General features: G+C 42.9%; 22 protein-coding genes and 11 tRNA genes. 30 read left to right on the top strand and 3 right to left on the bottom strand.

Annotated features, from left to right (window positions below):
* Position 1: 1 nt before the first annotated feature.
* The 8 genes from CYL31_RS12570 (at position 2) to mutT (ending at position 9,750) form a co-directional block, all read left to right on the top strand.
* Positions 2-955 (top strand): D-alanine--D-alanine ligase, encoded by a 954-nt coding sequence (locus tag CYL31_RS12570; RefSeq protein WP_212915568.1) that lies wholly within the window; start codon positions 2-4, stop codon positions 953-955.
* A 3-nt stretch (positions 956-958) separates the two neighbouring features.
* The gene (locus tag CYL31_RS12565) at positions 959-1,639 is read left to right on the top strand and encodes a cell division protein FtsQ/DivIB (RefSeq protein WP_212915567.1); all 681 of its coding nucleotides are present in this window, start codon (positions 959-961) and stop codon (positions 1,637-1,639) included.
* A gap of 75 nt (positions 1,640-1,714) precedes the next feature.
* Positions 1,715-2,989: a cell division protein FtsA gene (ftsA, locus tag CYL31_RS12560; RefSeq protein ID WP_212915566.1), complete on the top strand. Its 1,275-nt coding sequence runs from the start codon at positions 1,715-1,717 to the stop codon at positions 2,987-2,989.
* Between the two features lie 39 nt (positions 2,990-3,028).
* Positions 3,029-4,258 (top strand): cell division protein FtsZ, encoded by a 1,230-nt coding sequence (gene ftsZ / locus CYL31_RS12555; RefSeq protein ID WP_212915565.1) that lies wholly within the window; start codon positions 3,029-3,031, stop codon positions 4,256-4,258.
* 106 nt (positions 4,259-4,364) lie between these two features.
* A complete protein-coding gene (gene lpxC / locus CYL31_RS12550) occupies positions 4,365-5,282 on the top strand; it encodes a UDP-3-O-acyl-N-acetylglucosamine deacetylase (RefSeq protein ID WP_012070297.1) in 918 nt (305 codons plus the stop codon).
* Positions 5,283-5,425: 143 nt separating this feature from the next.
* Positions 5,426-8,128, top strand: a complete 2,703-nt coding sequence (gene secA, locus CYL31_RS12545; RefSeq protein ID WP_212915564.1) for a preprotein translocase subunit SecA — start codon at positions 5,426-5,428, stop codon at positions 8,126-8,128.
* 15 nt (positions 8,129-8,143) lie between these two features.
* Complete coding sequence (argJ, locus tag CYL31_RS12540; RefSeq protein ID WP_212915563.1) at positions 8,144-9,364, top strand: bifunctional glutamate N-acetyltransferase/amino-acid acetyltransferase ArgJ; 1,221 nt, start codon at positions 8,144-8,146, stop codon at positions 9,362-9,364.
* Positions 9,364-9,750, top strand: coding sequence for an 8-oxo-dGTP diphosphatase MutT (gene mutT / locus CYL31_RS12535; RefSeq protein WP_212915562.1), 387 nt, complete (start codon positions 9,364-9,366; stop codon positions 9,748-9,750). Before argJ ends, mutT begins: the two co-directional genes overlap by 1 nt.
* A 111-nt stretch (positions 9,751-9,861) precedes the next feature.
* On the opposite strand, the gene CYL31_RS12530 is transcribed toward mutT, so the two are convergent.
* Positions 9,862-10,659 (bottom strand): response regulator, encoded by a 798-nt coding sequence (locus tag CYL31_RS12530; protein WP_212915561.1) that lies wholly within the window; start codon positions 10,657-10,659, stop codon positions 9,862-9,864.
* Positions 10,660-10,799: 140 nt separating this feature from the next.
* On the opposite strand from CYL31_RS12530, the gene ppiC reads away from it, so the two are divergent.
* The 4 genes from ppiC to CYL31_RS12510 are packed head-to-tail and all read left to right on the top strand — an operon-like array spanning position 10,800 to position 13,582.
* A complete protein-coding gene (gene ppiC / locus CYL31_RS12525) occupies positions 10,800-11,078 on the top strand; it encodes a peptidylprolyl isomerase PpiC (RefSeq protein ID WP_212915560.1) in 279 nt (92 codons plus the stop codon).
* A gap of 21 nt (positions 11,079-11,099) precedes the next feature.
* Positions 11,100-11,525 (top strand): protein tyrosine phosphatase family protein, encoded by a 426-nt coding sequence (locus CYL31_RS12520; protein ID WP_212915559.1) that lies wholly within the window; start codon positions 11,100-11,102, stop codon positions 11,523-11,525.
* Positions 11,526-11,580: 55 nt separating this feature from the next.
* Positions 11,581-12,192: a helix-turn-helix domain-containing protein gene (locus tag CYL31_RS12515; RefSeq protein WP_212915558.1), complete on the top strand. Its 612-nt coding sequence runs from the start codon at positions 11,581-11,583 to the stop codon at positions 12,190-12,192.
* Positions 12,193-12,235: 43 nt separating this feature from the next.
* The gene (locus CYL31_RS12510) at positions 12,236-13,582 is read left to right on the top strand and encodes a class II 3-deoxy-7-phosphoheptulonate synthase (RefSeq protein WP_212915557.1); all 1,347 of its coding nucleotides are present in this window, start codon (positions 12,236-12,238) and stop codon (positions 13,580-13,582) included.
* Between the two features lie 96 nt (positions 13,583-13,678).
* On the opposite strand, the gene CYL31_RS12505 is transcribed toward CYL31_RS12510, so the two are convergent.
* Entirely contained in the window at positions 13,679-14,380 is a 702-nt protein-coding gene (locus tag CYL31_RS12505; protein ID WP_212915556.1) for a GIY-YIG nuclease family protein, read from the bottom strand.
* 94 nt (positions 14,381-14,474) lie between these two features.
* Complete coding sequence (locus CYL31_RS12500) at positions 14,475-15,101, bottom strand: O-methyltransferase (RefSeq protein WP_212915555.1); 627 nt, start codon at positions 15,099-15,101, stop codon at positions 14,475-14,477.
* 238 nt (positions 15,102-15,339) lie between these two features.
* Between CYL31_RS12500 and thrS the strand changes: the two genes are divergently transcribed.
* From thrS to CYL31_RS12410, 18 genes are all read left to right on the top strand, one after another.
* On the top strand, positions 15,340-17,277 hold the full coding sequence (gene thrS, locus CYL31_RS12495; RefSeq protein WP_212915554.1) for a threonine--tRNA ligase: 1,938 nt from the start codon (positions 15,340-15,342) through the stop codon (positions 17,275-17,277).
* Positions 17,278-17,285: 8 nt separating this feature from the next.
* Positions 17,286-17,819: a translation initiation factor IF-3 gene (infC, locus tag CYL31_RS12490; protein WP_212915553.1), complete on the top strand. Its 534-nt coding sequence runs from the start codon at positions 17,286-17,288 to the stop codon at positions 17,817-17,819.
* A gap of 93 nt (positions 17,820-17,912) precedes the next feature.
* A complete protein-coding gene (rpmI, locus tag CYL31_RS12485) occupies positions 17,913-18,107 on the top strand; it encodes a 50S ribosomal protein L35 (protein ID WP_012070284.1) in 195 nt (64 codons plus the stop codon).
* 47 nt (positions 18,108-18,154) lie between these two features.
* Positions 18,155-18,511, top strand: a complete 357-nt coding sequence (rplT, locus tag CYL31_RS12480) for a 50S ribosomal protein L20 (protein ID WP_012070283.1) — start codon at positions 18,155-18,157, stop codon at positions 18,509-18,511.
* Positions 18,512-18,640: 129 nt separating this feature from the next.
* The gene (pheS, locus tag CYL31_RS12475; RefSeq protein ID WP_212915552.1) at positions 18,641-19,636 is read left to right on the top strand and encodes a phenylalanine--tRNA ligase subunit alpha; all 996 of its coding nucleotides are present in this window, start codon (positions 18,641-18,643) and stop codon (positions 19,634-19,636) included.
* Positions 19,637-19,658: 22 nt separating this feature from the next.
* Positions 19,659-22,043, top strand: a complete 2,385-nt coding sequence (gene pheT, locus CYL31_RS12470) for a phenylalanine--tRNA ligase subunit beta (RefSeq protein ID WP_212915551.1) — start codon at positions 19,659-19,661, stop codon at positions 22,041-22,043.
* Between the two features lie 4 nt (positions 22,044-22,047).
* Positions 22,048-22,344: an integration host factor subunit alpha gene (locus tag CYL31_RS12465; RefSeq protein WP_012070280.1), complete on the top strand. Its 297-nt coding sequence runs from the start codon at positions 22,048-22,050 to the stop codon at positions 22,342-22,344.
* 289 nt (positions 22,345-22,633) lie between these two features.
* Positions 22,634-22,710: transfer RNA gene (locus tag CYL31_RS12460), tRNA-Pro, on the top strand.
* A 14-nt stretch (positions 22,711-22,724) separates the two neighbouring features.
* Positions 22,725-22,800, top strand: a tRNA-Thr gene (locus CYL31_RS12455).
* A gap of 69 nt (positions 22,801-22,869) precedes the next feature.
* Positions 22,870-22,945: transfer RNA gene (locus tag CYL31_RS12450), tRNA-Thr, on the top strand.
* Positions 22,946-22,986: 41 nt separating this feature from the next.
* Positions 22,987-23,062, top strand: a tRNA-Thr gene (locus tag CYL31_RS12445).
* A 47-nt stretch (positions 23,063-23,109) separates the two neighbouring features.
* A tRNA-Thr gene (locus tag CYL31_RS12440) sits at positions 23,110-23,185 on the top strand.
* A 45-nt stretch (positions 23,186-23,230) separates the two neighbouring features.
* Positions 23,231-23,306, top strand: a tRNA-Val gene (locus CYL31_RS12435).
* Between the two features lie 55 nt (positions 23,307-23,361).
* Positions 23,362-23,438 (top strand) — tRNA-Asp (locus CYL31_RS12430).
* Positions 23,439-23,467: 29 nt separating this feature from the next.
* Positions 23,468-23,543 (top strand) — tRNA-Val (locus CYL31_RS12425).
* A gap of 34 nt (positions 23,544-23,577) precedes the next feature.
* A tRNA-Asp gene (locus tag CYL31_RS12420) sits at positions 23,578-23,654 on the top strand.
* 48 nt (positions 23,655-23,702) lie between these two features.
* A tRNA-Val gene (locus tag CYL31_RS12415) sits at positions 23,703-23,778 on the top strand.
* Between the two features lie 34 nt (positions 23,779-23,812).
* Positions 23,813-23,889 (top strand) — tRNA-Asp (locus CYL31_RS12410).
* Positions 23,890-23,932 lie beyond the last annotated feature (43 nt).

The raw sequence follows: 23,932 nt of genomic DNA, 5'->3' as shown, positions 1-23,932 counted from the left end.
TATGTCTAAAACACTAAAAGAATCTGTCGTTGCAGTGATTTACGGTGGTCGTTCAGCAGAACGTGAAGTTTCAATGCAAAGCGGCCCTTTGGTCGCAGAAGGGCTTAGATCTAAAGGTTTTCAGGTTGTAGAAGTGGATCTTTATGGGCCTGATGCCGCGTTAGATCCAATTGTTCAATTACAGTCTATTGAATTTGATTTTGCTTTTATTGCTCTGCATGGTGGTGAAGGTGAAGATGGTCGAGTTCAAGCCTTGCTTGAGATGTTTGGTAAGCCTTATACGGGTAGTTCGCCTTTGGCATGCGGTCTGGCTATGGATAAAGTCTTAACTAAACGTTTCTGGAATGGCATTGGGATTCCAACTCCTGCTTATTTGTCTTTTGTCGATCATGCGAATGCGGATGTAATCGAGGAGCAGATGTCTTATCCAGTGATAGTTAAACCCTCTAGAGAAGGTTCTACTATTGGTATTAATAAGGCGATGAATAGGGCTGAGCTTGATGATGCTCTTGTGAAGGCGCTTGAGTATGATTCTGATATTTTGGTTGAAGAATTTGTCGATGGGCCTGAGTTTACTATTACGATTATTGATGATGTAGCGTATCCGGCGATAGGTTTAAAACCTGCTCCAGACCATAAGCTCTATGACTATGAGGCAAAATATATAGCAGATGATACTGAATATCTGCTGCCTTGTGGTTTAAATGAAGATGATGAAAATGAGCTGCAAATGCTGGCTCTGGATGCTTATCGCTCATTAGGTTGTTCTGGCTGGGGGCGTGTCGATGTCATGCGAGATCAAGCTGGTGTGTTTTGGGTGTTAGAGGTTAATACCGCGCCAGGTATGACATCTCATAGTTTAGTGCCTATGGCGGCCAAGTATGTAGGGATTGACTATGCTTCGCTCGTAGAAAAAATTGCGCAAGATGCTTGGGATAAAGTAGGGCGTAATTGATTTATGAGAATAGCGGCACTTATTGGGGCGGTTTTGTTGATATTGTTGGCCACTTTTCAGGGAAATGATTCACCAGAAACTTGGTTTGCTATTCAAAAGATCGAGATCAAAGGTGATCTGAAATATGCCACAGAGGAAGAGTTGCAGTCTGACTATTCTTCTTTGCTTGGTCAAAGCCTTCTTAGCGTCTCTTTATCTGATGCTTTAGCCACTGTTTTGTCATCGGAATGGGTGGCAAGTGCAGAGATTCGTAAAGTTTGGCCAAATACGTTGCAGGTGCTTGTTCATGAACATACGCCTCTTGCATACTGGGGGGATGGGCAATTGATATCCACCTCTGCGGTAGTTATTACGCCGCTTAAGGTGCCTGATTTGCCGCTTACTAAACTGTACGGTCCTGAAGATTCAAGTGATGTTGTGTTAGAGCAGTTTGGCTTGGTTAGTCAGGTGTTAGCTTCAACGTCTTTACGTATTTCTACTCTCACCCTGGAGCCAAGGGGGGCGTGGAGCATCATTTTTACGAATGGTGTAGCGGTGAAGCTAGGTAGAGAGGATATTTTAGAAAGATTGCAGCGCTTTATAGCGGTGTATAAAAGTGATTTATCGGGTAGAATAGACCAGATAACCTCAGTCGACGCTCGCTATCCTCATGGGGTAGCGGTAGGTTGGAAAAAAAATAAATGATATTGGCCTGTTTGTTGCTTTTTTATACAGAAGCGCAGGTCTTTTCAAAACAGCACGTAATGCCGGGAAGGTGAAATGATAGTCGGTTTGGATGTAGGCACATCGAAAGTTATCTGTTTGGTTGGCGAAGTTCTGGCTGATGGTAGTTTGGAAATTGTCGGTATTGGCTCTCATAGTTCAAAAGGCATGAAGCGTGGTGTGGTAATTAACATCGAGTCAACGGTTCAATCGATTCAGCGTGCTGTTGAAGAGGCTGAGTTGATGGCGGGGTGTAATATACATTCTGTTTATGTCAGTGTTGCTGGTAGCCATATTCGTAGTTTGAATTCTCATGGTATTGTTGCTGTCAAAAACGGTGAAGTGCAAAAAGAAGATATAGATCGAGTTATTGATGCAGCTCAAGCTGTGCCAATTTCTTCCGATCAACGAGTGCTTCATATTTTGCCTCAGGAGTATCACATTGATTCTCAAGAAGGAATTAAAGACCCTCTTGGAATGTCTGGTGTTAGGCTTGAAGCGAACGTGCATTTGATCTCTGGTGCAGTTAACGCTGTGATGAACGTTGAGAAGTGTATTAAACGATGTGGTTTAGGTGTAGATGGTGTCATCTTATCTCAGCTTGCTTCTAGTGAGTCATCGCTCAGCGAAGATGAAAAAGATTTAGGTGTTTGCTTGATCGATATCGGTGCGGGAACATCTGATATTGCTGTTTGGATTGATGGTGCATTGCATCATACTGCAGTCGTTCCAGTTGCTGGCGATCAGGTTACAAATGATATTTCGATGGCTTTACGCACGCCAACTCAGCATGCGGAAGAAATTAAAGTGAAATATGCGTGTGCTATGTCTTCTATGGCATCAGCAGATCAAGTTCTTCAGGTGCCAAGTGTTGGTGATCGTCAGCCAAGATCAATCACTCGTCATGCTTTAACCGAGGTTGTTGAGGCACGATATGAAGAAATTTATAATTTAATTCTGGATGAATTAAGACGCAGTGGTTATGCGGAGCGTATCCCTGCAGGTATTGTAATTACTGGTGGTACGTCGCTTATGGAAGGTGCGGCGGAGTTGGCTGAGAAGGTTTTTCAGATGCCAGTTCGATTATCTTTACCAGATTGTACTAAAGGAATGTCTGACATTGTCGATAACCCTATATATTCAACAAGTGTTGGATTATTGGCTTATGGTAGTAAAGAGGCTGAAGTAACCGAGATCTCGAAGCGGATGATGTCTAAGACGCAAACTAAACGAGAAACATCAGTTCTGGCTCCTAAAAAAGAAATCGGGCCATCCTTCAGTGCAACGAAGGCATGGCAGAAATTAAAACACTGGTTTCAGAGTTATATTTAGTCAGAATTGATTGTGAATTTATTGAGGAGCGATAAGCCCATGAATGTCTTTGATTTAGCCGAAGATAATTTATCAGATAATGCTGTTATTAAAGTTATCGGTGTCGGCGGCGGCGGCGGCAATGCTGTACGTCATATGCTTGAAAATCGATTGGAAGGTGTTGAATTTATTTGTGCCAACACTGACTCTAAAGCGCTGATAGGTTTTGAGACAGGGGTCTCTTTGCAGTTAGGCTCAACCATCACTAAAGGGTTGGGTGCTGGGGCAAATCCAGAAGTGGGTAGGGATTCGGCATTAGAAGATCAAGAGAAAATTACTCAGTTGTTGACGGGTGCAGATATGGTATTCATCACCGCTGGTATGGGTGGTGGAACAGGTACAGGTGCTGCACCAGTTATTGCTAAAGTGGCGCGAGAGTTGGGTATTTTGACGGTGGCTGTTGTAACTAAGCCTTTTCCTTTTGAGGGTCGTCGTCGTGCAAGAGTTGCTGAGGAAGGTGTTAGGGAGTTGCGTGAAAATGTCGATTCTTTGATTACCGTCCCAAACGAGCGTCTTTTGCCAGTATTAGGTAAAAATATTTCATTGTTGAAGGCGTTTGGCGAAGCTAATAATGTTTTGTTTAATGCGGTTCAGGGTATTACAGATTTGATTATGCGACCTGGTTTAATCAACGTCGACTTTGCAGATGTAAGAACGGTTATGTCTGAAATGGGAATGGCGATGATGGGTACGGGGTCTGCGTCTGGCGAGGATAGAGCTAGAGTAGCTGCTGAGGCTGCAATACATAATCCATTGCTTGAAGATATCAACCTTAGAGGTGCGCGTGGCGTGCTAGTAAACATTACAGCAAACGAAGAAGTTGGTTTGTCTGAATTTACTGAGGTTGGTGGCATTATTGAAGAATATGCATCGGAAGATGCTACTGTCGTGATTGGTTGTGCAATTGATCCTAGTGTAGGTGATGAAATGCGAGTCACGGTAGTTGCAACTGGTTTAGAGGGTCGCTCTGCAGGTGAAATGAAGTCTGCTGTTGGTGAATCTGTTGTCTCTCAACCAGTTATGGCAAAGGTAGAGCAAGTTGTTGAAAGTGATAACGCTAAAATGGCAGTTGCTCAGTCTGTGCCGAAACCTTCACATCATGTGAAGGCGGAAGTGGTGGAGAAAAGCTTGGATGAAAAGAAAGAGTCTGTTGATTCTTCCTCTATTTCAAGTGGCGATAAATTATCGTATTTGGACATTCCGGCATTTTTGCGTCGTCAAGCTGACTAGTTTGAGTAAAAACGATGCAATATCAAGACGTTGGATTGTATAAAAAATGTGTTATTGATACTATTTTTCAAAGAGTAGTATCCAGTCATAAAAATGTAGGAATATAATGGTACGCCAACACACACTTAAAAACATTATTCGAGCAACTGGAGTGGGTTTACACTCTGGCGAGAAAGTGTATTTGACACTGAAGCCTGCGCCTGTGAATACAGGTATTGTATTTGTTCGTACAGACTTGGATCCAGTTGTAGAGATTCATGGTGATGCGCGAGCAGTCGGATCAACAAATTTTGCTACGGCTTTATGTCAGGGTGATGTGAAGGTAAGTACTGTAGAGCATTTGTTATCTGCAATGGCAGGTTTGGGTGTAGATAACGCTTATGTAGAAGTAAGTGCTAGTGAAATTCCTCTTATGGATGGAAGTGCTAGTCCTTTTGTTTTTCTTCTGCAATCGGCAGGTCTAGAAGCTCAAAATGCGCCAAAAAGATTTATTCGAGTCAAGAAGCCTATCAGAGTCGACGAGGGTGATAAATTTGCCTCTCTTGAGCCTCATTCAGGTTTTCGCTTGTCTTTCACAATTGACTTTCAGCATCCAGCTATTGGTGAAGATGTTCAAAGCACATCATTTGATTTCTCAACGACTACTTTTGTAAAAGAGATTAGCCGTGCCAGAACATTTGGTTTTATGAAAGATCTTGAATACTTTAAAAACAATAACCTTGCTCGTGGTGCAAACATGGAAAATGCCATCGTACTCGATGACTACCGTGTGCTAAATGACGAAGGTTTGCGTTATCGAGATGAATTGGTGCGTCATAAAGTATTAGATGCGATAGGTGATCTTTATCTTCTGGGTCATAGCTTGATTGGTGAGTATAAAGCTTATAAATCTGGTCACGCATTGAATAACAAGCTATTGCTTGCCTTGCTTGAGCACCAAGATGCTTGGGAATATGTTGTTTTCGAAGATGAAGCGCAAACAACACCAATCTCTTATGTAGAGCCTGCTTTTGTTGGTGCTTAGTAAGTGATTAATTCTTGATCGTATTTTAAAAAACCAGACTATATGTCTGGTTTTTTTGTATTTAGGTCCTTGATATTTCATGTTTTGTCACACATTACCATGATAGACTGTCTTTATTACTAATTGGCTACGATGAGTTCAAGATGTTAGGAACTGTAATTAAAAAAATTGTCGGCACAAAGAATGACCGAGAAGTTAAACGATATAGAAAAGTCGTTGCACAGATAAACCAACTTGAAGAATCTTTCCACAAATTATCCGATGATGACTTGTCTGGAAAAACGGGCGAGTTCCGTGATCGTCTCGCAAAAGGCGAGTCGTTAGATTCTATTTTGCCTGAGGCCTTTGCTGTAGTGCGAGAAGGCAGTAGTCGTGTTATGGGGATGCGCCATTTTGATGTGCAGTTGATCGGTGGCATGGTTCTAAATGAAGGTAAAATCGCCGAGATGCGTACCGGTGAAGGTAAAACGCTTGTAGCGACATTGGCTGTTTACTTAAATGCTTTGTCTTCTAAAGGGGTTCACGTAGTCACAGTGAACGATTATCTGGCTAAGCGTGATGCCAACTGGATGCGCCCTTTATATGAGTTTTTAGATATGAGTGTTGGCGTTGTGTTTTCTGGTCAAGATCGTGACGAGAAAAAAGCGGCATATTTATGTGACATTACTTATGGCACCAATAACGAATTCGGTTTTGATTATCTTCGCGACAATATGGTGTTCCGTTTGGAAGATCGTGTTCAGCGTGATTTAAACTTCTCTGTTGTTGATGAGGTGGACTCAATCTTGATAGATGAGGCTAGAACGCCTCTTATTATATCTGGTGCGGTTGAAGATAGTTCAGAGCAATATCGTAAAATTAATCAACTAGCTCCTTTATTGGTTAAGCAAGAGGACGCGGAAGGTGAAGAGCCTTCCGGTCATTACGTTTTTGACGAGTCTCAGCGCAGCATTGAACTGACAGAAGATGGTCACTCTTTTGTTGAGGATTGGTTAGTTGAGCAAGGTATGCTCGCGGAAGGTGAGAGTCTTTATGCGGCTGGTAATCTTTCTCTATTGCATCATGTTCATGCTTGTCTGAAAGCTCACGTGATTTTCAAGAAGAATATTGATTATGTCATCCAAGGTGATCAGATTGTCATTGTTGATGAGCATACTGGTAGGACTATGGCTGGCCGTCGCTGGTCTGAAGGTATTCATCAGGCAGTAGAGGCCAAAGAAGGTGTCACTATTCAGGCTGAAAGTCAGACATTGGCATCAACAACCTTTCAGAACTATTTCCGCTTGTATGAAAAGCTGTCTGGTATGACGGGTACGGCAGACACTGAAGCATTTGAGTTTCAGCAAATTTACGGGCTATCCGTTATTGTTATCCCTACTAATCGTCAGGTTCAGCGCAAAGACTTCAATGATTTAATTTATATGTCTACTGAAGATAAATTTGAAGCCATTGTTTTGGATATTGAAGAGATTGTTAAGCAAGGTCGCCCTGTTCTGGTTGGTACAGCTTCGATTGAATACTCTGAGCTTTTATCCAATTACCTAAATCAGAAAGGTGTTAAGCACAACGTTCTTAATGCTAAGCAGCATGAGCGCGAAGCTGAAATTGTGGCTGATGCAGGTCGTCCTGGTGCGGTTACAATTGCGACAAATATGGCTGGTCGTGGTACGGATATTGTGTTGGGTGGCAACCTTCAGGTTGAGTTAGCTAAGCTGGGTGAAAATGCCAGTCAAGAAAGTATTGATGCGCTAAAAGCTGATTGGAAAGCCCGCAATGAGTCAGTTCTTGCTGCCGGTGGTTTACATATCATTGGTACAGAGCGCCATGAATCACGCCGTATTGATAATCAACTTCGTGGCCGTGCTGGACGTCAAGGTGATGTTGGTTCGTCGCGCTTTTATTTGTCTCTAGAAGATAATTTGATGCGTATCTTCATGTCTGACCGCATCAAAAAAATGATGATGGCGCTTGGCATGGAGAAAGGTGAGGCTATCGAACATAAGATGGTTTCAAACGCTATTGAAAAAGCGCAGCGTAAAGTGGAAGGTCGTAACTTCGATATTCGTAAACAGTTACTTGAATACGATGATGTGGCGAATGATCAGCGTCAGGTAATTTACCGCCAACGTTTTGATATGATGGTGTCGGAAGATCTTTCTGAAGCTATTTCTGCAATGCGAGAAGAAGTTGTTACTAGCTTGGTTGATGAGTTTATTCCACCTCAAAGTATTTTCGATATGTGGGACCTTGAAGGGTTGGAAGAGAAGGCTCGTAACGAATTTGGTCTAGAGCTTCCTGTTGCGAAATGGGTAGAAGAAGATAAGAAACTTTATGAAGAACCTTTGCGTCAGAAAATATTAGACACGTTTGTTAATGATTATCAGGCGAAAGAAGAAATTGCTGGTGAACAGCCATTTAGAGCTTTCGAGAAACAGGTGCTGTTGCAGGTTCTTGATACACTGTGGAAAGAGCATCTTCAGACGATGGATATGCTTAGACAGGGTATTCATTTACGTGGCTATGCGCAAAAGAACCCTAAGCAAGAATATAAGCGTGAGTCGTTTGAATTATTTCAAGGTTTGTTAGAGCAAATTAAATATGAAGTAATTCAAATTATTACTCGTGTGAAAGTTCAGTCTGCTGAAGAGGCTGAGAAAATACAGGAAGCACGTAGACAGCAAGAGGAAAAAACGACCATGAATATGATTCATGACTCGTTAGATTCCTTGTCTGACGGTGGTTCTGATTCTGCTGGTGGTCAAGAGTATCCTAAAGTGGGTCGCAATGAGCCTTGTCCATGCGGTTCAGGTAAAAAATACAAACAATGTCACGGTAGTCTTGTTTAATTGGAGAAAGTTTAAATGGCTGTAGGGTTGCATGATTTTCCTCTTATTCCTGAAATAAAAGGAATTAGAATTGGTGTTGCTGAAGCTGGTATTAAAAAGCCCAACAAAAAAGATGTTGTGATTTTTGAAATTTGTGAAGGTGCATCAGTTGCTGGTGTTTTTACTCAGAATGCTTTTTGCGCTGCGCCTGTGCGTATATGTCAAAAACATTTAGGCTTGGCTGATAGCCGTTATTTGCTTATCAATACGGGTAACGCAAATGCCGGTACGGGTAAGACTGGCCTAGAGACGGCTCTTAAGACTTGTGAGGTTTTGGCTGAAGGGACTGGAGTCAGTGTCGAGTCAATTTTGCCTTTTTCAACAGGTGTTATTGGCGAGCCATTGCCTGTGGCAAAAATTGTTGCAGCCATTCCTAAAGCGCTTGAAAATTTGTCCAGTGATAACTGGAAGTCCGCTGGTGTTGGTATTATGACTACCGATACTTTGCCAAAGGGTTCTGTGCGAACTTTTGAATTTGATGGCGTAACTTATAATATCGCAGGTATTTCGAAAGGTGCAGGTATGATTCGTCCCAACATGGCGACTATGTTGGGTTATATTTGCAGTGATATAGCGATGGATGTGGATGTTCTTCAGTCTATATTGAAAGATGTGGTGAATAAGAGCTTTAATCGCATTACGGTTGATAGTGATACATCTACAAACGATTCTTGCATTGCTGTGGCAACGGGCATGGCTGGAAATGCGAAAGTCTCTTCTGTCGATGAGCCTTTGGCACAAGCTTTTATCGCTGCATTTACTGAGGTTATGCAAGAGTTGGCGCATGCTATCGTTCGTGATGGTGAAGGTGCGACAAAGTTCGTGACTGTTGAGGTTGTTGGTGCGGCTGTAGAGTCTGATGCAACCAAAGTGGCTTTTGAAATCGCCCACTCTCCTTTAGTGAAAACGGCGCTTTTCGCTTCTGATCCTAACTGGGGGCGAATTTTGGCAGTTGTTGGTCGTGCTGGCGTTGAGGGTTTGGATGTTGATCGTGTTCAACTTCATATTAATGGCTTTGAAGTTGCCCGTGATGGTGGTCGTTCTCCAGATTATCTTGAAGAGCATGGCAAGCAGGCAATGGCGCCACAAGAAATCCATATAGTGCTTGATTTGGGTATGGGGTCTGAGTCTGATATTGTTTGGACAACAGACTTTTCTCACGAGTATGTCACTATCAATGCTGAGTACCGTACCTAATGTTGGTTAGAGTTGCTGTTGGTATTATTCTTCGTGATGGTGCTGTCTTCATTGCTCTTCGTAAGTCAAGTCAGCATCAAGGTGGTCTGTGGGAGTTTCCAGGAGGCAAGTGTGAGCCTTCTGAATCTGCTGAGATGGCTTTGGTGCGAGAGTTGAAAGAGGAGTGCGGTATTGCTGTTACTGAAAGTTCTTTCTATAAAACGATCTCTCATGATTATGGTGATAAGCAGGTAGAGCTTTGTTTCTATAAGGTAACAGCTTTTGATGGTGAGCCAGTAGGAAGTGAAGGTCAGGAGGTGAGTTGGGTGCTTATTTCTAACTTGTCGACTTATCAGTTTCCTGATGCTAATCAGCAGATTGTTTCTGAGTTGATGGCGGCAGCTTGATTTAAATTTTTCCAGTGTTTGGTTTTAGAAAAAAAGAGCTTCAACTGAAGCTCTTTTTTTGTTTTTAATCTTTGAGTTGAGCTTTGGTAAAAGGCTTCAGTGACCAGATAGTTAATTTAGAATTTTTGCTAATAGTTTTCTTACCACGCTTGGTTCAAAAGGTTTTCCACATATCGCATCAACACCCTCTTGAGCGATATTTGATAGTTGGCTGTCTTCTGAGTTTGAACTTACCATTAGTATTGGTATGTGTGCTAATGCTGGATCTAGTCTAACGGCTTCAGTAAGTTCTCTGCCGTCCATTTCTGGCATGTTGTAGTCGGTAACAATGAGATCAAATTCCATTTCGTTAAGAAGTGCGATTGCTTCTTTACCATTTTCCGCGAATTGTATGTCTTCAATTCCCATTGTGTTTAGTGTTTTACTGACGTGTTTTCGTGCCATGCGGCTGTCATCTGTAACCAGTACGCGCAGATTTTTGGGGTCGAATAATTCTAGGTCAATTTCCTCTTCAACAATAAGGTCTAAGGTTGCGTGAATGGCGCGAGTAAGATCTTTTTGATTGAATGGCTTGGGTAGAATGGCAAGTACGCCGGATTGTCTTAGGTGTTCTAGATGTTCTCTGTTTCTTTCGCTAGAGATTAGCATAAAACACTGATTTTCTGTTTCTTCATTGTTTCTGATTCGGTCAATGAGGTCATTGGCGGAGCCGTCAGGGAGATACATGGAGGAGATGACAAGATCTGGTGGGAAGGAGAGTAGTGAAGTGATTGTTTCTTGGATATTGTTCGCGTATGAAATTTGTTTTATTCCGGTTTCTTCAAGTGCTTTAGTGATGATTTTCCTTTGCATATCTGATGGTTCTACTAGAAGAAAGGATAGATCGCTTATTGCTGCATAAGTACTCATATTGTAAAGCTGCCTATATGTTTATGTTGATACTGCTTTTTGCCAGACTAATTTAGGGTTTATGATCGCTTATAGTTAATTCTATTATACTAAATAGGTTAACATGTTTTATCTAGTTTATTTGATTGGTAGGGTTTTGAATGTCAACGGCAAGTGCGTGTCATATTTTGGTTAAGACAAAGGCTGAAGCGGAGTCTCTAAAGTTAAAGTTGGATAAAGGTGCTGACTTTCATAAATTAGCCAAGCAGTTTTCTACTTGTCCCTCGGGAAAAAAAGGGGGCGACCTTGGTGAGTTTCGTAAAGGGGATATGGTGCCAGCTTTTGATAAGGCAGTTTTTAGTGGTCCTTTATATAAAATTCAGGGGCCTATCAAGACGCAGTTTGGTTTTCATCTTATAAAAGTGTTATATCGTTCTTAAATTTATTTAAGGGGAAAGTTTATGGGGAATGTTATTCAGCTTGATGTCTCTTATTTTGTTGCTCCTCAATTGGTTGAAGCAGATCTTGTTTTGCTTAAAGAGCAGGGTTTTGAACGAATTATAAATAATCGCCCAGAGGCTGAGTCTGATGATCAGCCTTCAGGGGAAAGTATTCGTGCTGCGGCTGAGGCTTTGGGCATGGAGTATGTGAGTAATCCAATGGATTTGTCTAAGTTATCTCAAAAGCAAGTTGATCTTCAGGGAAGCGCTTTGTTTGAAGAAAAAAAGACGCTTGCGTTTTGTCGGACGGGTACTCGATCTTCGGTGTTGTGGTTGCTATTGCAGAATGCTAAGGGTGGCGACTCTAGTGATCTAATGTCTTATGTATCAGGCAAGGGTTTTGATCTTTCCCGTTGTGCTTTAGCAATGGCGCCTTTATTAACTTGATGGTGTTAGTGGGTTTCTTTTCATAAGCTCTTTTAGAAAGTGGTATTGGTAAAATATGGTTAGTCGTCCGTCATTAGAAACAGCCACGGCATCCGACCCTGATCGGTTTGTTGAGCCGCTTGAGCTTGGTAAGCGTGTGAAGGAAATTCGTTTAGCAAAAGGCTGGACGCTTGAAGAGGTGGGGAAAAGAACAGGGATAGCTCGTTCGACGCTTTCAAAAATCGAAAACGATCAGGTGTCGCCGAGTTTTACTATCGTGCAGAAGTTGATTAATGGCTTAGAAATGGATTTGCCTCAGCTTTTTGTTGAGGCGAGTGAGCATTCGATTGCTGGTCGTCGAGATATTACTCGTAAAGGAAAAGGTGAGCCGCACCCAACAGCAACTTATGAGCATGAGCTATTAAATTACTCTATTAGTCGTAAGAAAATGGTGCCCTTTAAAACAACGGTAAGGGCTCGATCTTTTGCTGAATTTAAAGAATGGGTGCGTCATGATGGCGAAGAGTTTTTGTTGGTGTTGCAAGGTAAAATTAATTTTTTCTCTGAGCTCTATGAGCCTATTGAATTAAAAGAAGGTGATAGTGTGTATTATGATGCCACTATGGGGCATGCGGTTGTTTCCTTGTCGGTAAAGGATGCAGAAATACTTTGGGTTGTTGCTCGTTAATATACGTAAAAAAATAATGAATAGAATAAGGTTGTAGAAAATTATGTCACAGTGGAACTTAACAAGTTGGAGAGAGAAGACGGCGCTGCAGCAGCCAGTTTATCCTAATGCAGAGCATTTAGCTCAAGTCGAAAATACATTAGGAAAAATGCCTCCTCTTGTTTTTGCGGGTGAAGCGCGCCAGCTAAAAAAGGCTTTGGCGCAAGTTGCTAATAGGCAGTCATTCTTGTTGCAAGGTGGTGATTGTGCTGAAAGTTTTGCGGAGTTCCACGCCAATAATATTCGCGATACCTTTAAGGTTATGCTGCAGATGGCTGTGGTGCTTACCTATGCCGGTAAATGCCCAGTGGTGAAAGTTGGTCGTATGGCTGGGCAGTTTGCTAAGCCTAGATCAGCTGGCACTGAAGTGATTGGTGGTGTTGAGCTGCCTAGCTACCGCGGTGATATTATTAATGGTATCGATTTTACTGAGCAAGCTAGGGTTCCAGATCCTGAGCGTTTGGTGCAAGTTTACAACCAAAGTGCATCAACAATGAATTTGCTTAGGGCTTTTGCTCAGGGTGGGTTTGCAGATTTGCATCAAGTTCATCAATGGAATTTAGACTTTTTGAATGCGAGTCCAGCGGGTAGTCGTTTTCAAGGTGTTGCAGATAAGATTGATGATGCTTTGCAGTTTATGGAGGCGTGTGGCATTGGTCCTGGTTTGGCGCAATTGAAAGAGACTGATTTTTATACTTCTCATGAGGCATTGTTGTTGCCTTATGAGCAGGCTTTGACTCGCAAGGATAGCTTGACTGGTGAATGGTATGATTGTTCTGCACACATGTTGTGGATTGGGGATCGTACTCGTCAATTAGATGGTGCTCATGTAGAGTTTTTACGTGGTGTGCAAAACCCAATTGGTGTAAAAGCAGGCCCTACAATGGACCCTGAGGACTTATTGAAGCTGTGTGATGTGCTGAACCCAAATAATGAGGCGGGGCGCTTGAATATTATTGTGCGCATGGGCGCTGATAAAGTAGAAGATGGCATGCCTAAACTAATCCAAGCAATTCAGCGTGAGGGTAAGCAAGTGGTATGGAGCAGTGATCCAATGCACGGTAATACTGTCAAGGCTTCTACTGGTTACAAAACTCGACGTGTTGATGATGTGTTGAGAGAGGTGCAGCAATTCTTCCAAGTTCATAATGCTGAGGGAAGTTACGCAGGTGGCGTTCACTTTGAAATGACAGGTCAAAATGTGACTGAGTGTGTTGGTGGTGCTTTTGAAGTGACTGAAGCTGACTTGGCTGACCGATACCATACTCATTGTGATCCACGTTTAAATGCGGATCAGTCTTTGGAGTTGGCGTTTATGATTTCGGAAACCCTTAAAAAAGCAAGATCTTAATTTTTTAATCTGTGGCTTTTAAATGGACAAGGTTCAGATAATAAAAAAGCTCAGTTAAATTAATAACTGAGCTTTTTTTGTGTCTAGCTTTTGAGATTAGCTTTTGCGTCGACGGAATGCAGACGTTGCAGATTTGGATGTCACATCAATTTTTGCCATGATGAGAGCCATTTCTTCCGCTTCGGCTTGCTGTTGTGACTTTAGCTTTTCTTCACGTTCTTTTTTTGATGCCTTTTCAGCCTCGCTTAGCATCTTTTGAATGCTTGCCTTGCTCTTTGTGCGAGCAGGTGCTTTTTTCTTTTCTGCGGCCGCTGCAGCTAGTGGTGCGCTTACTCGGTCTTCGCCGATGAGCTCTCCAAAGAATGATTTTGCTGTTGGCGTTGGCTCAAGCGTTTTTTTTGGGAGTTCAACGGTCTTTTTTGCAGCTACTTTTCTTGTTTTTTTAGGTTGTTCTGCTGTTGATACGCCATTTGCGTCAAACAATGCTTTCTTGCCAAGGTTTAGATTAGTGGCTTTTTCAGCGGTTTGAGCAATTTTATAGCCGCGCAAACTTTCGCCGTTATAAATAGAAATGTAGTCTGTTTCTAACTCATAAAGCTCTTCTTTGTCGCTTGTTTCAAATAGTTCTTCAACTGTAAAAGCGTCAACGCCATTCTCCCTAATGTCGTTGTATAAAGGAAAGTCCAAACCTTCGCTGGTTGCTTCTACGTATTGTTCGAAACGTTGAAAGCCACTATTGAAAGACGTTCCAATGTAGTGTTTGCCGGAGATGTTATTTGTGATTTTAAAAACGACCAAAATCGCTGCCTCTTACGTAATATCTTTTTAATAGCACATAAACCCCATTCACCTAAGGTGACCCAAAGGTGAATGGGGTTTATAAGAAATAGGGTTAGTGTTTTACGACGATATTAAGACCGTCACGAACGTTCAGATGAACGTTTTCAACTCGATTGTCTTGCGCGATTAAGCGGTTGACTTGGTTGACAGCAATATCGCTGTTTTCTTTCGGGTCTAGAACTCTTCCTTGCCATAGGGAGTTATCGATAATGATAAGGCCACCAGATCTAACTAGCGGTAGTACTGCTTCGTAGTAGTTTAGGTAGTTACGTTTATCGGCATCAATAAAGACAAAGTCGAATTCCCCTTCAAGGGAATTGATCGTATCGAGAGCAGGGCCAAAAATCGCTTTGATTTTCTTGCCGTGTTCACTACGATCAAAAAAAGACTGAGCAAATTCAATCGCTCTAGGATTGGTTTCACAGCAAATAAGTTCACCATTTGCTGGCATGCCTTCTGCAATTGACAATGCTGAATAACCAGTAAACATGCCAATTTCTAAGGCGCGCTTTGGTTGTGCAATTCTTGCCAGAAGTTTCAGCGTGCGGCCAATGGTCTTTCCTGATAACTTATTCGGGTAGCCCATATCTGAGTAGGTCTTTTCAACCAGCTCAATTAATAGGTCAGGTTCTGATTGAGTTGTCTCAATGCAGTAGTCGTCAAGATTATTGAGATCCATAGTGCCTTTTGATAAATCAAGTCTGTGTGAAACGAAGGCTAATTTTACTCCGCATGCGGAGAATGTCTATGGCTTAAAGAGAGAAAAAGGGCTTGATTTTTGTCGATGACCGCTACATGCAGAAAAAAGGCTTATTTAAATTAGATTCGCATGAATAATCGAAAAATGATAGTTTATGCGCTGAAATTTACATGTGCTCTTTGGTATGGAGCACCACTGACTCCGATAGGGGAATAAAATGCCTATAATTACTTTGCCTGATGGCAGCCAACGTTCTTTCTCAACTCCAGTAACTGTTATGCAGGTCGCCGAGGATATTGGTCCTGGTTTGGCTAAGGCCACAGTTGCGGGTCGCATAGATGGTCAGCTAGTTGATGCGTGCGAACTTATTTCTGACGACGCTAAGTTAAGCATTATTACAGGGAAAGACCCTGAAGGTGTGGAAATCATTCGTCACTCGTTTGCGCACCTTGTTGGTCATGCTGTTAAGCAGTTGTATCCGACAGCAGAAATGGCAATCGGTCCTGTGATTGATGAAGGTTTCTATTACGATATCGCTTACGAACGTCCTTTTACACCAGATGATTTAGCAGCCATTGAAAAACGCATCGCTGAATTGGTTAAGACGGATTACGATGTTGTTAAGAAAATGACGCCGATAGCCGATGCTCGTCAGCAATTTGTTGATCGTGGAGAGACTTATAAGGTTGCTTTGATTGATGATATGGATGAATCGACAAAAGAAGTCGGTTTGTATTATCACGAAGAATACATGGATATGTGTCGTGGCCCTCATGTGCCGAATACTCGAGTATTGCGTCATTTCAAATTGATGAAGTTGGCTGGAGCTTACTGGCGCGGTGATTCAAATAACGAAATGTTGCAGCGTATTTATGGTACGGCTTGGAATGACAAAAAAGAATTAAAAGGCTATTTAACGCGTATTGAAGAGGCGGAAAAGCGTGACCATCGTAAGTTGGGTAAAAAGCTAGACCTTTTCCACCTTCAAGAAGAAGCGCCTGGTATGGTGTTCTGGCATCCTAAAGGGTGGCGCTTATATCAAGTTGTTGAGCAGTATATGCGTCAGAAGCAGCTTGATAATAATTATCAAGAAGTAAAAACACCTCAGATCGTTGATCGTGTGCTTTGGGAGAAATCAGGGCATTGGGGTAAGTATCATGAGAATATGTTCACTACGCATTCTGAAAACCGTGATTACGCTGTTAAGCCGATGAACTGTCCTTGCCACATACAAGTGTACAATCAAGGTCTTAAAAGTTACCGAGATCTGCCGTTCCGTATGGCTGAGTTTGGATCGTGTCACCGTAATGAGCCATCAGGCGCATTGCATGGTATTATGCGCGTACGTAACTTTGTTCAAGATGATGGGCATATCTTTGTAACGGAAGGGCAAATTCAGCAAGAAGTATCTGAGTTTATCGATTTGTTGCATGAGGTTTATGCTGATTTTGGCTTTGATAATATTGTGTATCGCTTGTCTACTCGTCCTGAGCAGCGAGTTGGTTCTGATGATGTTTGGGATAAGGCTGAGAAAGCATTGTCTGAAGCTTTAGATTCCGCAGGACTAGATTGGGAGGAGTTACCGGGGGAAGGGGCGTTTTATGGTCCTAAGATTGAGTTTTCACTGAAAGATGCCATTGGTCGAGTGTGGCAATGTGGTACAATTCAGGTTGATTTCTCAATGCCAACTCGCTTGGGAGCGCAATATGTATCGGAAGATGGCTCTCGTCAAACACCAGTTATGTTGCATCGTGCGATTGTTGGATCGCTTGAGCGTTTCATTGGTATTTTGATCGAAGATACAGAAGGTGCCTTTCCGGTCTGGCTTGCACCTGAACAAGTTGTTATCATGAACATTACTGATCGCCAAGCAGACTATTGTTCTGATTTGGAAAAAAGATTGAATTCAAATGGCTTTAGAGCAAAACTTGACTTGAGAAACGAGAAGATCGGGTTTAAAATCCGCGAGCATACTCTTCAAAGAGTGCCGTACATGATCGTCGTCGGTGATAAAGAAGTAGAACAGCAACAAGTTGCCGTTCGTACTCGTACTGGCGAAGACCTTGGAGTGATGAGTATTTCCGATTTTGAAGGTTTGCTTCAACAAGAAATTGCTCGCCGTAGCCGTAAACAAGAAGTGGAGATAGTACTATAAAAGGTAATATGAATCGTGGGCGTGCAGCTGGTAAGCAGCGTCCTCAAATCAACGAGAACATTCGAGCAACTGAAGTACGTTTAATCGCTGCTGATGGTGAACAAGTTGGCGTTGTCTCTTTAGAAGAGGCACTAAAAGCAGCTCAAGAAGCTACTTTAGATCTAGTGCAAATTGCTGATTCAGATCCGATTGTTTGCAAAATCATGGACTACGGTAAGCATATTTTCGAAGCGAAGAAAGCGAAAGCTGCTCAAAAGAAAAATGCGAAGCAGATCCAAGTGAAAGAAATGAAATTCCGTCCAGGGACGGAGGAAGGGGATTATCAGGTAAAACTCCGCAACCTGATACGTTTCCTTGAAGGCGGGGATAAGGCTAAAGTATCACTACGATACCGCGGTCGTGAAATGGCCCATCAGGAGCTTGGCATGCAGCTTATGAATCGAGTCGCAGTAGACTTAGAGGATTATGGTGTAGTAGAGCAAGCCGCGAAAATGGAAGGTCGTCAATTGACGATGGTGCTAGGCCCCAAAAAGAAGAAGTAATTTTAAATAATTTAGCTTTAAGGGCTTCGGCTCTTAAGGACTGATTTATTAAGAAATTACACTAACATTAACGAATGCGAGAGTGGTTTTATCATGTCCAAAATTAAGTCACACAGTGGCGCAGCTAAGCGCTTCAAACGTACCGCGAATGGTTTTAAGCATAAGCAGTCTCATACTAGTCATATTTTGACTAAGAAATCGACTAAGCGTAAGCGTCATCTTCGTTCTATGAACCAGATTGCGCAAAGCGACAAAGCGTTAATTGTACGCATGTTGCCATACATCTAAGTCTAGATTTTTTTAGTTCATTAATTTATTAGTATAAGGTTTATATTATGCCTCGCGTAAAACGTGGTGTTCAGGCTCGTCGCCGTCACAAGAAGATTTTAAAGCAAGCTAAAGGTTACTACGGTGCACGTAGCCGTGTATTTCGTGTAGCAAAACAAGCTGTTATCAAAGCTGGTCAGTATCAGTACCGTGACCGTCGTCAGCGTAAGCGTCAATTCCGCGCATTGTGGATTGCTCGTATTAACGCTGCTGCACGTATCAATGGTCTATCTTACAGCCGTTTCATTGCTGGCTTGAAACAAGCTGCAATTGAAATTGACCGTAAGGTTTTGGCTGACCTAGCTGTGTACGAGAAAGAAGTTTTTGCTGCTATCGTTGAAAAAGCGAAAGTAAGCTTGGCTTAATTTCTGACGTAGCCTTAGGGTGATTCGATCTTGAAGGATTTCATCTTAATAGAAAGAATCACTCAATGCAGTCTTTGATAGGGGAAGAGCCAATGGTTCTTCCCCTATTTTATTTTTTGGAGTGTGTAAATGGAGAACCTAAAGCAGATTCTTGCTGATGCGCTAAGCGCAGTAGCTGCGTCTGAGAGTGAGTCCGCATTGGATGATGTACGTGTGCATTATTTGGGTAAGAAGGGCGCTCTGACTGCTTTGTTGAAACAGCTTGGTAATGTTTCTGCAGAGGATAGGCCAAAATTTGGTCAATTGGTTAATGAGGCAAAAGATCAAGTTCAAGAAAAAATTACTGAACGTAAATCGTCGCTTGTTAACGCAGCGTTAGAAGCCAAATTGGCAACTGAAACAATTGATATTTCTCTATCTGGTAAAGGTCAAGAGGTGGGTGGTCTGCATCCTGTGACTCGTACTATGGAGCGTATTGAAACCTTTTTCCGTGGTATTGGCTTCGATGTGGCTTCGGGGCCAGAAATTGAAGATGATTATCACAACTTTGAAGCTCTAAACATTCCTGCGCATCATCCAGCGCGAGCTATGCAAGATACCTTCTACTTTAATCCGTCAACCGTGCTAAGAACGCATACATCTCCTGTTCAAGTGCGCACAATGGAAACGACTCAGCCGCCAATTCGAATTATTTGCCCTGGTCGTGTTTATCGTTGTGACTCTGATCAAACTCATACTCCTATGTTTCATCAGGTTGAAGGTCTATTGATCGACGAAAATATTTCGTTTGCTGATCTGAAGGGGATTTTGCAGCAATTTTTGAATGTCTTCTTTGAAGATGATTTAAAAGTTCGCTTCCGACCAAGTTACTTTCCATTTACTGAGCCTTCAATAGAAGTGGATATCATGCGAACCAATAGCAAAGGCGAAGAGTCTTGGCTGGAAGTGTTAGGTTGTGGCATGGTGCACCCGAAAGTGCTTGAAATGTCAGGAATTGATTCTGAGAAATACACTGGTTTTGCTTTTGGCATGGGCGTTGAGCGTTTTGCGATGCTGCGCTACAAAGTAGACGACCTTCGTATGTTCTTCGAAAACGATTTGCGCTTCCTTAAACAATTCAAGTAACCAGTCGACCTAGGATGTTTTTATGAAAATTAGTGAGAATTGGCTAAGAGAGTGGGTCAATCCAGACATCAGTAGCGATGATTTGGTTGCTCAGATAACGTTAGCTGGCCTTGAAGTGGATGAAGTGTTACCTGTTGCCTCTGAATTTTCAGGTGTGGTAGTAGGGGAGATTATCGGAGCTGAGCCTCATCCGAATGCTGATAAGTTGCAAGTTTGTCAGGTGTCTGATGGCGTAGATGTTTTTCAGGTAGTTTGTGGTGCGCCAAATGCGCGTCCAGGTATCAAGATTCCATTTGCTAAAATTGGCGCTGTTCTAGGTGCAGATTTTAAAATTAAAAAAGCCAAACTTCGTCAAGTAGAGTCTTTTGGTATGTTGTGCTCAGCCTCTGAATTGGGATTGAGCGACGACCATGATGGCATTATGGAATTACCAGCTATTGCGAAAGCGGGCGAAGACTTCCGTGCTTTTTTGAATCTTGATGATCAGATTATTGATGTAGATTTAACCCCTAACCGTAGCGACTGTTTAAGTGTTGCTGGCTTGGCTCGCGAAGTGGGTGTTTTAAATAAAGCTGATGTGACACCGGTTAGCGTCACTCCGGCCGACATTGCTATTGATGATGCTTTCCCAGTGCGAGTAGATGCGGCAGATGCTTGTCCTCGTTATTTGGGGCGTGTTGTGCGTGGTGTTGATGTTAAAGCTCAGACTCCTTTATGGATGGTTGAGAAGCTCCGTCGCAGTGGTATTCGTTCTATCGACCCAATTGTAGATATCACTAATTATGTGATGCTTGAGTTGGGTCAGCCGATGCATGCCTTTGACTTGGCAAATTTGTCAGGTTCGATTGTTGTGCGAATGGCCAAAAAAGATGAAAAAATCGTCTTGCTTGATGGTCAGGAAGTGACACTTCGTGATGATACTTTGGTTATCGCTGATGAAAAATCACCACTAGCTATTGCTGGCATTATGGGTGGCGAAGGGTCTGGGGTTAACGAAGAGACGAAAGATATCTTTTTAGAGAGTGCTTTCTTTGCGCCATTGTCTTTGGCTGGTAAAGCGCGTTCTTATGGTTTGCATACAGATTCCTCTCATCGATTTGAGCGTGGCGTAGATGCAACTCTGCAAGAGCGAGCAATTGAACGAGCTACTGCGCTAGTTGTAGGAATAGCTGGCGGTCAAGTTGGTCCAATTACGCATGCTGTTAATGAGGCTTCTTTGCCTGAAGCGGCATTAGTAACCCTGCGTCGTAAAAAGCTTGATCAGTATTTAGCAATGTCTATCGACAAAGATCTTGTGACAGATATTTTGACTCGTCTCGGTTTGGAGATGGTTGAAGTCACTGAGGAAGCTTGGACGACAAAAGCACCATCTCATCGCTTTGATATCGCCATAGAAGCTGATTTGATCGAAGAGGTTGCCCGCATCTACGGTTACGACAATCTTCCTTCTTCTATGCCTCAGGCTGCGGTCAACTTTACGCCTTTGTCAGAGACTAAAACTCAGATTCAAGTATTGCGTTCGATCTTGGTGTCACAGGGTTATCAAGAAGCGGTTACTTATAGCTTTATTGATCCTGTGTTGAGCAAGCAATTTCTACCTAACATCGAGCCTGTGCCATTGGCGAATCCTATTTCAGCAGACATGGGTGTGATGCGTCCAAGTTTGGTGCCGGGATTGGTTAAAGCGTATCTTTACAATCAGAATCGTCAGCAGTCACGTGTTCGTTTGTTTGAAACGGGTCGTCGTTTTATTGGTTCTGTTGAGGCTTTGGCTGATTTGGATCAGCAGCAGCAAGTGGCCGGCTTAATTGCGGGTACTCGTCATGCTGAAGCTTGGTATCACGGCAGTGAGAAGGTTGATTTCTACGATCTGAAGGCGCACGTGGAAGCCTTGTTTGCTTTAAATGACGGTGGTAAGCCAACTTACGAACGTTCTAGTTGTGAATTTTTACATCCAGGCCGTTCCGCTGATATCTTTTTAGGCGGTCAGTTTGTAGGTTTGATGGGAGAGTTGCATCCACAATTGTCTAAGACATTGGGTGCGAATCAGTCTATCTATGTATTTGATATTGCTCTAAACGCGGTATTAAATGCAACTTTGCCAGAGTATAGGGCTGTTTCTCGTTTCCCTGAGGTTCGTCGTGACCTGGCGTTGCTGGTTGACCGTTCTGTGCCTGTGAGTGAGTTGGAGAAGGTGATTTCAGCAACGGCTGGCGATGCGCTTAAAAGTGTGTTGGTTTTTGATGTTTATCAGGGCCAAGGTATTGATGAGACGAAAAAAAGTGTCGCTTTGGGCTTGACGTGGCAGCATCCTTCACACACTCTTAGTGATGAAGAAGTGAACAACTCAGTTGAACAAACTGTTGCAGCCTTGTCTGAGCAGTTGGGAGCCGTTGTAAGGGGGTAGATTTATGGGATCGTTGACAAAAGCGGACCTTGCTGAAAATTTAGTGGATTCAATTGGTCTAAGTAAAAAAGACGCCAAAGATCTTGTAGAAGGTTTTTTTGACGTGGTGCGAAGTTCACTAATAGAAAGACAGCAAGTTAAGTTGTCGGGCTTTGGTAATTTTGAAGTGCGTGAAAAGAGTCAGCGCCCTGGTCGAAATCCTAAGACGGGAGAAGAAATCCCAATTACCGCGCGTACCGTTGTTACTTTTCGACCTGGGCAGAAGCTTAAGTCAAAAGTAGAAGACTATATGCAAGAGTAGCTTTGTATGTTTCTAAAAAAAGCCATCCGCTTGGATGGCTTTTTTGTATCCGACTGTTCTGTGTGCCTATTTATCTAGTGTTTAGCCTTAAGGTGTGTCTCTTTACTATATAGGGCTAATATGGAAAGTAGAATCATATCTAGATCAATGTTTAAGCGATGAACTCCTAAAAATCTAGCGTCATGATTAAATTGAAAAAAAGTTTATAAAAGTCTTCCCTTTTCAATTCGTTATAGTAATATACGCACCCGCTGACAGGGACAGAGTTTAACTCTTTAGCTGTTGGTTTCGGGGCGTAGCGCAGCCTGGTAGCGCACTAGCATGGGGTGCTAGTGGTCGCAGGTTCAAATCCTGCCGTCCCGACCAAAAATTTGAGAAATGCCGCTATAGCTCAGTTGGTAGAGCATCTGACTTGTAATCAGAGGGTCCCGAGTTCGACTCTTGGTGGCGGCACCATAATTTGGTCAAAGTTTCTTTCTTTAGGAATAAAGATTAGAAATAAAAAAAGATTTTGCTTTTATTAAAGCCGCTATAGCTCAGTTGGTAGAGCATCTGACTTGTAATCAGAGGGTCCCGAGTTCGACTCTTGGTGGCGGCACCACTTCTTAGGAAGTTATTTAAAAGTGAACTGCGTCATGTAATGCCGCTATAGCTCAGTTGGTAGAGCATCTGACTTGTAATCAGAGGGTCCCGAGTTCGACTCTTGGTGGCGGCACCATTTACTTGCGATATGTGAGTGAATTGAAAAATTTGATTTAGCGTTAAGCCGCTATAGCTCAGTTGGTAGAGCATCTGACTTGTAATCAGAGGGTCCCGAGTTCGACTCTTGGTGGCGGCACCACCTACTTAATAAAGTAAGTTGGGATAGAAACGTTAAACAATGATTGGGTGTGTAGCTCAGTTGGGAGAGCGTCGCCCTTACAAGGCGAATGTCGGGAGTTCGAACCTCTCCACACCCACCACTAACTAGGCAGTGGGCTTCTTACTTAGGTAAAGGCAAAAGTACTAGACCATGTTGGAGTGGTAGTTCAGTTGGTTAGAATACCTGCCTGTCACGCAGGGGGTCGCGGGTTCGAGTCCCGTCCATTCCGCCATCTTTCGACAAGATGTAAAACTACGAGTCGGGTGTGTAGCTCAGTTGGGAGAGCGTCGCCCTTACAAGGCGAATGTCGGGAGTTCGAACCTCTCCACACCCACCACTTATAGAAGAGTGGTTAAACAATCTATGACAACGGAGTGGTAGTTCAGTTGGTTAGAATACCTGCCTGTCACGCAGGGGGTCGCGGGTTCGAGTCCCGTCCATTCCGCCANTTACTTTTAATGAGAAGTAAGTTGGCAAGCGTTACCATCATTATGATGGGTGTGTAGCTCAGTTGGGAGAGCGTCGCCCTTACAAGGCGAATGTCGGGAGTTCGAACCTCTCCACACCCACCACTTATAGAAGAGTGGTTAAACAATCTATGACAACGGAGTGGTAGTTCAGTTGGTTAGAATACCTGCCTGTCACGCAGGGGGTCGCGGGTTCGAGTCCCGTCCATTCCGCCANTTACTTTTAATGAGAAGTAAGTTGGCAAGCGTTACCATCATT

The sequence above is a fragment of the Marinomonas sp. A3A genome, assembly GCF_018336955.1.
GTDB lineage: Bacteria > Pseudomonadota > Gammaproteobacteria > Pseudomonadales > Marinomonadaceae > Marinomonas > Marinomonas lutimaris.
This window is presented reverse-complemented; position numbering and strand designations above follow the sequence as displayed.